Consider the following 6396-nt stretch of genomic DNA (forward strand, 5'->3'; position numbering starts at 1 on the left):
GGTCGCTCAGGCGGGCAGGAAGTCGTCGACGGCCCGGCGCAGCGTGGCGCGCACCTTGCCGGCGTCGTCGAGTTCGCCGCCGTGCAGGGCGCCGTCGCGCAGCAGGACGAGCACGCGTGCCGCGTGGTCCGGTTCCGGGTGGCCGAGGTCCGCCGCCTGGTCGCGCAGGACGTCGAAGAACCACTGCCGGTGGTCGTCGATCACCTGGCGCACCCGGTTCTCCGGATCGGGGTACTCGGCGGCGGCGTTGAGGAACTGGCAGCCGCGGAAATCTTCCCCGCATGTCGCGTCGCCGACCACCGCCATGGTTTCGGCCAGCGCCTCGCGCGGTGGCTTGCCCCTCCGCACCGACTCGACGGCCGCGCGGATCTGGCGGCTGGTCTCGGCGAGGTAGGCGGCGACCAAGTCGTCCTTCGTCGGGTAGTGGCGGTAGAAGGTCGCCCGGGTCACGGCCGCCTCGGAAACCAGGCGTTCCACCCCGACGGCGTGGATGCCCTCGGCGTAGAAGAGGCGGGCGGCGGTCGCGAGCAGCCGGTCCTTCGGGTGCGGCTCGGCAGTCCTCATTTCCGCAGCATAGAGAAAGACCGATCGTTCTGCCAGATCGGCTTCGTCACATTGCCACGGCGGCCCGGACGGTCCAGAGTAGCTAGCAGAAAGACCGATCGTTCTCTCTGAAGGAGCCAGCCATGAGCAAGCCCACCATCGTCCTGGTCCACGGCGCGTTCGCCGACTCGTCCAGCTGGACCGGGGTCGTCGCGAAGCTGCAGGAGCAGGGCTATCCGGTCCGGGCGGTGGCGAACCCGCTGCGGGGCGTCGAGTCCGACGCGGCCTACGTCGCGGACGTCGTCAACAGCGTCGAAGGCCCGGTCGTCCTGGCCGGCCACTCCTACGGCGGTGCCCTGATCACCCGTGCGGCCACCGAGACGCCGAACGTCCGCGCCCTGGTCTACATCGCCGCGTTCCAGCCGGACGCGGGCGAGAGCGTGTTCGAGCTGTCCGGCCGCTACCCGGGCGCCAAGCTCGGCCCGGAGACCACGTACGTCCTCGAGCACGACGGTCAGCCCGAGCTGTCGATCAAGCCGGCGGACTTCGCCGAGGTCTTCGCCGCCGACGTCCCCGCCGCCACCGCGGCGGTCATGGCGGTGACCCAGCGGCCGGTCGCGCAGCAGGCGCTGGCCGCGCCGTTCGAGGGCACCCCGGCGTGGACGAAGCTGCCCTCGTGGACGCTGGTCGCGAACCAGGACAACGCGATCCCGGCCAAGGCGCAGGAGTTCATGGCCGAGCGCGCGTCGTCGACGGTCCGCCGGATCGACGCCTCGCACGCGGTCGCGGTGTCCCGGCCCGAGGTGGTCGCCGAGGTCATCCTCGCCGCGGCGGCGAGCGTCGAGTGAGTCAGCGGCACAGGGCGGTCGCCTCGTCCAGGCGGGCCAGCTTCTCCGGGTTGCGCACGGCGTAAAGCCCCGTGACGAGACCGTCGTCGACGCGGACCGCCACCACGGTGTCGACCTCGCCGCCGCGCCGCAGGATCAGCGCTGGGTAGCCGTTGACCTGGGCGGCTTCCAGGGTGCCGACGGCGAGGTTGCCCAGGTCGGCGGTCAGCAGCCGGGCCACGTCCGCGGCCCCGGTGACGGGCGCCGGCGTCGCCTGCACGACCCCGCCGCCGTCGCCGAGGAACACGACGTCCGGGGCGAGGACGTCGAGCAGGTCCCGCAGGTCGCCCGTCTCGGCGGCGCGCCGGAAGGCTTCGAGGGCGTCCCGGGTCGCCGCCGGCGAAACGGCCCCGCGCGGCCGGCGGGCGGCGACGTGGGAGCGGGCCCGGTGCGCGATCTGGCGGACCGCGGCCGGGCTCTTGCCGACGGCTTCGGCGATCTCGTCGTAGCCCAGGTCGAACACTTCGCGCAGCACGAACACCGCCCGCTCGGCCGGCCCGAGCGTCTCCAGCACCAGCAGCATCGCCATCGAAACGCTGTCGGCCAGCTCGACGTCCTCGGCGACGTCGGGCGTGGTCAGCAGCGGCTCGGGCAGCCACGGCCCGATGTAGGACTCCTTGCGCCTGCCGAGCGCCCGCAGCCGCATCAGCGCCTGCCGGGTGGTGATCCGGACCAGGTACGCCCGCCGGTCCCGCACCGCGGCGAGGTCCACCCCCACCCACCGCAGCCACGTTTCCTGCAGGACGTCTTCGGCGTCGGCGGCCGAGCCGAGCAGCTGGTAGGCGACGGTGAACAGCAGGTTGCGGTGGGCGAGGAAGGCCTCGGTGGCGGGGTCGGCCATGGGTGGCGCCTCTTTCGGTCGCGGGTTTCCCCTCCAGATGCCGCACGCCGTCGCGGTGTGACAGTGATCGTCGTCACCCGTCCAGGGTGTCACGGGGTGCGGGTCCGCCGGCATCTCGTGGTCGTTCGCAACGCACACACCACGAGTGAGGACGACGTCATGGAACCCCGTTTCACCTTGACCGACAACGAAATCGGCGCCCGCTTCGCCAAGCGGTTCGGCACCGCGAGCCTGGCGATCGTCCAGTCGCCCCTGGACAAGGTCACGCGGGAGCTGGTGTCGCTGCGCGTCAGCCAGATCAACGGCTGCGGCTGGTGCGTCGACGTCCACACCAAGGAACTGGCGGCCGCCGGGGAGGCGGGCGTGCGGATCAACCTGGTCGCGGCCTGGCGTGAGGCCACGGTGTACACCGAGGCCGAGCAGGCGGCGCTCGCGCTGGCCGAGGAGGGCACGCGGATCGCCGATGCCGCCCCCGGCGTCTCCGACGACACCTGGGCCCGGGTGCGCAAGCACTACGACGACGACCGGACCGCCGCACTGGTCGCCCTGATCGCCCAGATGAACTCGGCCAACCGGCTCGCGGTGATCGTCCACCAGAAGGGCGGCGCGTACGAGCCGGGCATGTTCGGCTGAGGCGCGGAGTTCGTGCTTCGCTGGGGGACATGACGAAGGCGGAGCGGTGGCGTCGGTACTGGGACCGCAAGTCCACGACCTACGACGCGGAGATGGGTTGCTGGGACCGCCGTCTCTTCGGCGATTCGCGGGCGTGGGCTTGCGGCCAGGCGGCGGGCGAGGTCCTGGAGGTCGCGATCGGAACCGGGCTGAACCTCCCCTGCTACCCCGCGGAGGTGACGCTCACCGGCGTCGACCTCAGCGAGGGGATGCTCGCCGTCGCCCGCGACCGCGCCCGCCGGCTCGGCCACCCGGTGACCCTGCGCGCGGGCGACGCCGAGGCACTGCCGTTCGCCGAGGCCTCTTTCGACACCGTGCTGTGCACGTTCGGCCTCTGCGCCATCCCCGACCCCGCGGCCGCGGTGGGCGAGATGGTGCGGGTGCTGCGCCCGGGCGGCCGGCTGATCCTGGTCGACCACGTCGCCTCGTCGTCGCGGATCGTGCGGGGCCTGCAGCAGCTGGTCGAGCTGGCGAGCGTCCCGCTGGCCGGCGAGCACTTCCGGCGGCGGCCGCTGAAGCTCGTCGAGGCACTCGGCCTGCCGGTGCAGCGGCGGGAGCGGTTCAAGCTCGGGCTGGTGGAACGGCTGGTGGCCGGCAAGGTCAGCTGATCAGCATGCTCTCGTCCAGCCCGGCCAGGATCGCCGCCGCGTCGTCGTAGATCGCGACGGCGCCGGCGTCGGTCAGCTCCGCCGCGCCGACGCCGCCGGAGAGCACCGAAACCGTGCGCACGCCGGCCTTCGTGGCGGCGTGGACGTCCCAGACCGCGTCGCCGACGAAGATCGTCTCCTCCGGAGCGCTCCCGGCCTTGTCGAGCGCGGCGAACACGGGCTCCGGATCGGGCTTCGTCGCCTCGACGTCGTCGCCGGAAACGATGCCCGCGACCACGTCGTCGACGTCGAGGACGCGGCGCAGCTCCTTGAGCTCGTCCGGCGCCGCCGACGTCGCCAGCACGACGCGGATCCCGCGGTCCGCCAGGGCGCGCAGGAGCTCGGGGGCGCGGTCGAACGGCCGCAGCAGGCCGGCCGTCTCCAGGTAGAAGCGGCTGTGGAGCTCCTTCGCCTCGTCGCCGATGCGGCCGGCGTCTTCGTCGCCCAGCAGGGTGCTCAGCAGCTTGCCGGACCCCTTGCCGATCGCTCGGTGCACGCGCCAGGAGTCGACGTCCCGGTCCAGCGCGTGGAACGCCCGGCGCCAGGCGTGGACGTGGAGGTAGTTGGAGTCGACGAGCGTTCCGTCGACGTCGAACAGGACCGCGGTGGCGATGGCAGGCTCCTCGAGGTCGGTGCGGGTTTCCCGGTGTTCCGCGTGGGTACCGGGAGGGGTGATCGGAATACCCCGGACCGGAGGGAAGTACACATGACCGGCCTCGTCTCGGCGGGCTTCCGCGGGCTGGCGGCGCTGCGGCGCGCCCCGGCGTTCCACCCCGTGGGCGTGGTCCGCCGCGGCGAACTCCGGCCCGTCGCCGACGACCTGCCGTGGCCGTCCGGACCGGCGCCCGTCATCGCCCGGCTGTCCAAGGGCGCCGGCACCCCCGGGCGGCTGCCGGACGCGCTCGGGCTGGCGGTGCGGATTCCCGGCGCGGGCCGCGACGGCGGGCCGTGGGACATCCTGCTGACGACGGCCGGCAGCGGGCACGTCGGGCGGATGCTGCCCCGGCCTTCGGCCGCGTGGACGCGCGGCGCCTACAGCAGCCTCGTGCCGTACCGCCGGGCCGACCGGCTCGTCTGGCTGGGCGCGTGGGCGGCGGCGTCGTCGCCGCGGATCGAAGCGTCACTCGACGCGGCACGCGCGACGGGAACGTGGGAGTTCGTGCTCCGGACCGGCCGCGAAGACGGGCGCTGGTGCGACAGTGCCGTGCTGACCCTGACGGAGCCCGGTGGCGACGCGCCGTCGTTCGATCCGATGCTGAACCGCCCCGACGGGCTGGAGTTCGCCCCGGACTGGCTGGTGCGGCTGCGGGAGCGGGCCTACGCGGGGAGCCGGGCCGGGCGGCCGTCGTGACCCGGCCGCCCGGCCCGGTGCCCGGTCACCGCGAGTCGGCGACGGGGCTGCGCGTGGCGCCGAGCGGGATCAGGCCGAGCGCGATCATCCCGACGCCCAGGCCGAAGTGCAGCCAGTTGTCCGCGGTGTTGACCGGAACGAAGTTGGCCGCGCTGCCCTGGTCGATCACCAGGCCGTAGAGCCACAGGACCAGGTAGACCACCCCGCCGCCGACGAGGAAGGCCCGGGCACCGCGCGCCGTCCTCGCCAGGGCGAGCCCGGCGACGCCGAACGCGAGGTGGACGATGTTGTGCAGGATCGACACGGAGAAGATGCCCAGGAGCAGGGCACCGGAATGGTGCCCGGCCCAGGTGAGCATGTCGTAGTGGGTCGTCACGCCGGGGATGAACCCCAGCACGCCGACCAGCAGGAAAACCACTCCGACGATCGCGGCGAGGAGCTGGCGCGGGGTTCGCCGGACCTCGGTCTCCATCGATGACATGGTCGTTCCTCCCGATTCGGTGAGCGGGCCCTCGGCCGGGGACCCGCCGGGGCGGCGTGCCCGGCTGCGCGGCGGGCAAACGCGTTTCGCCCCGCCTGTCGCCGGGTATGCCCGGGTTTCGCCCGATCGGAGGAAGCGATGAGCACTCCCGAAATCGACCCGGTGACCGCCGAGAGCATGGAAGCCGACGCCGACATCGCCGGCGAGCACACCGAGCCGACGTTCCGCGACCAGGAGCCCCAGGCGGGCGACAGCGACGAAGAAGACGCCGACCGCGGGGGCATGCCCTCGGCGTGAGGTCAGGGACGGGCCCGCGGGTAGGTCCGGCGCTCGCCGATCCGGCCGTCCTTCGTGTGGATGAAGTGGGCCGTGCCGCGCTTGATCGCGAGCTGGCGGCCGTCCGCGACAGCGTCGGACTTCGTCTCGGCGCTGCCGGACGCCCGCGTGTTGCCGACGACCTTGTTCTTCCAGACGGAGCCGTCGTAGAAGGTTTCGATGTCGCCGTCGGCCGGTGCGAGCGCCGGCCCGTCGGCGGCTTCATGGGTGCCGTAGAGGGCCGGGTCCGGCTTCGGGGCGGTGCCCGGCCCGCCGAGGGGTTGGGGGTCCATGAGGTATTCGATGCCGGTGTCGGTGGTCCAGCTGGTGCCTTTGGCGCCGTCGGGGCCGTCGGAGAGGTGCCAGATGGTGTGGTTGTGGGTTTGGTCTTCTTCGTCGAGCAGGGCGTCGGGGACGATGTCGCCTTCGAGGCCGTCGGCTTTGAGTTCTTCGATGGCGGCCAGCCACTGCTTCTGGTGGACGGTGTCGCGGGCGAGGTTGAATTTGAGCATGGCTTTGACGCCGGGGTCGTCGGTCATGTTGTAGAGGCGGGCGGTTTGGAGACGGCCTTGGGCTTCGGCGGCGGCGTTGGCGCGGAAGTCGGCGAGCAGGTTGCCGGAGGCGATGATGTAGCGGCCGTTCCAGGGGTATCCGTTGCT

At 72.6% G+C, this 6396-nt stretch carries 10 protein-coding genes; 5 read left to right on the forward strand and 5 right to left on the reverse strand.

Annotated elements, in window-relative coordinates; genetic code table 11:
* Positions 1-6: 6 nt before the first annotated feature.
* Entirely contained in the window at positions 7-564 is a 558-nt protein-coding gene (locus ACFVYA_RS41340) for a TetR/AcrR family transcriptional regulator (RefSeq protein WP_387052957.1), read from the reverse strand.
* A 122-nt stretch (positions 565-686) separates the two neighbouring features.
* Here ACFVYA_RS41340 and ACFVYA_RS41345 point away from each other — a divergent pair, with 122 nt between their 5' ends.
* Positions 687-1391, forward strand: a complete 705-nt coding sequence (locus ACFVYA_RS41345; RefSeq protein ID WP_387052959.1) for an alpha/beta fold hydrolase — start codon at positions 687-689, stop codon at positions 1389-1391.
* Between the two features lies 1 nt (position 1392).
* Here the strand turns inward: ACFVYA_RS41345 and ACFVYA_RS41350 are convergent, their stop codons facing one another.
* A complete protein-coding gene (locus tag ACFVYA_RS41350; RefSeq protein ID WP_387052961.1) occupies positions 1393-2271 on the reverse strand; it encodes an RNA polymerase sigma-70 factor in 879 nt (292 codons plus the stop codon).
* Positions 2272-2430: 159 nt separating this feature from the next.
* Between ACFVYA_RS41350 and ACFVYA_RS41355 the strand changes: the two genes are divergently transcribed.
* Positions 2431-2904 (forward strand): carboxymuconolactone decarboxylase family protein, encoded by a 474-nt coding sequence (locus tag ACFVYA_RS41355; RefSeq protein ID WP_285990510.1) that lies wholly within the window; start codon positions 2431-2433, stop codon positions 2902-2904.
* Positions 2905-2933: 29 nt separating this feature from the next.
* Positions 2934-3551 (forward strand): class I SAM-dependent methyltransferase, encoded by a 618-nt coding sequence (locus ACFVYA_RS41360; RefSeq protein WP_387052963.1) that lies wholly within the window; start codon positions 2934-2936, stop codon positions 3549-3551.
* On the opposite strand, the gene ACFVYA_RS41365 is transcribed toward ACFVYA_RS41360, so the two are convergent.
* Positions 3544-4296, reverse strand: a complete 753-nt coding sequence (locus tag ACFVYA_RS41365) for an HAD family hydrolase (protein ID WP_387052965.1) — start codon at positions 4294-4296, stop codon at positions 3544-3546. The two genes, ACFVYA_RS41360 and ACFVYA_RS41365, sit on opposite strands and share 8 nt — an antisense overlap.
* Here ACFVYA_RS41365 and ACFVYA_RS41370 point away from each other — a divergent pair, their 5' ends adjacent.
* Positions 4297-4941: a hypothetical protein gene (locus ACFVYA_RS41370; protein WP_387052967.1), complete on the forward strand. Its 645-nt coding sequence runs from the start codon at positions 4297-4299 to the stop codon at positions 4939-4941.
* 25 nt (positions 4942-4966) lie between these two features.
* Here ACFVYA_RS41370 and ACFVYA_RS41375 read toward each other — a convergent pair whose 3' ends face one another.
* Entirely contained in the window at positions 4967-5413 is a 447-nt protein-coding gene (locus ACFVYA_RS41375; protein WP_387052973.1) for a DUF4383 domain-containing protein, read from the reverse strand.
* A gap of 147 nt (positions 5414-5560) precedes the next feature.
* On the opposite strand from ACFVYA_RS41375, the gene ACFVYA_RS41380 reads away from it, so the two are divergent.
* Positions 5561-5719 carry a hypothetical protein gene (locus ACFVYA_RS41380; protein WP_285990514.1) on the forward strand — a complete coding sequence of 53 codons (159 nt, stop codon included), beginning with the start codon at positions 5561-5563 and terminating at the stop codon, positions 5717-5719.
* A 2-nt stretch (positions 5720-5721) separates the two neighbouring features.
* On the opposite strand, the gene ACFVYA_RS41385 is transcribed toward ACFVYA_RS41380, so the two are convergent.
* Positions 5722-6396, reverse strand: a 675-nt coding sequence (locus tag ACFVYA_RS41385; RefSeq protein WP_387052969.1) for a manganese catalase family protein, incomplete at its 5' end; no start/stop codon positions are given.

The organism is Amycolatopsis sp. NPDC058278 (genome assembly GCF_042881395.1).
Taxonomy (GTDB): Bacteria; Actinomycetota; Actinomycetes; order Mycobacteriales; family Pseudonocardiaceae; genus Amycolatopsis.

What these genes read in the sequence shown, in the direction of transcription:
- ACFVYA_RS41380 (WP_285990514.1), top strand. Translation starts at nt 5,561, where the DNA reads ATGAGCACTCCCGAAATCGACCCGGTGACCGCCGAGAGCATGGAAGCC.
- ACFVYA_RS41340 (WP_387052957.1), bottom strand. Translation starts at nt 564, where the DNA reads ATGAGGACTGCCGAGCCGCACCCGAAGGACCGGCTGCTCGCGACCGCC.
- ACFVYA_RS41360 (WP_387052963.1), top strand. Translation starts at nt 2,934, where the DNA reads ATGACGAAGGCGGAGCGGTGGCGTCGGTACTGGGACCGCAAGTCCACG.
- ACFVYA_RS41375 (WP_387052973.1), bottom strand. Translation starts at nt 5,413, where the DNA reads ATGGAGACCGAGGTCCGGCGAACCCCGCGCCAGCTCCTCGCCGCGATC.
- ACFVYA_RS41355 (WP_285990510.1), top strand. Translation starts at nt 2,431, where the DNA reads ATGGAACCCCGTTTCACCTTGACCGACAACGAAATCGGCGCCCGCTTC.
- ACFVYA_RS41345 (WP_387052959.1), top strand. Translation starts at nt 687, where the DNA reads ATGAGCAAGCCCACCATCGTCCTGGTCCACGGCGCGTTCGCCGACTCG.
- ACFVYA_RS41370 (WP_387052967.1), top strand. Translation starts at nt 4,297, where the DNA reads ATGACCGGCCTCGTCTCGGCGGGCTTCCGCGGGCTGGCGGCGCTGCGG.
- ACFVYA_RS41350 (WP_387052961.1), bottom strand. Translation starts at nt 2,271, where the DNA reads ATGGCCGACCCCGCCACCGAGGCCTTCCTCGCCCACCGCAACCTGCTG.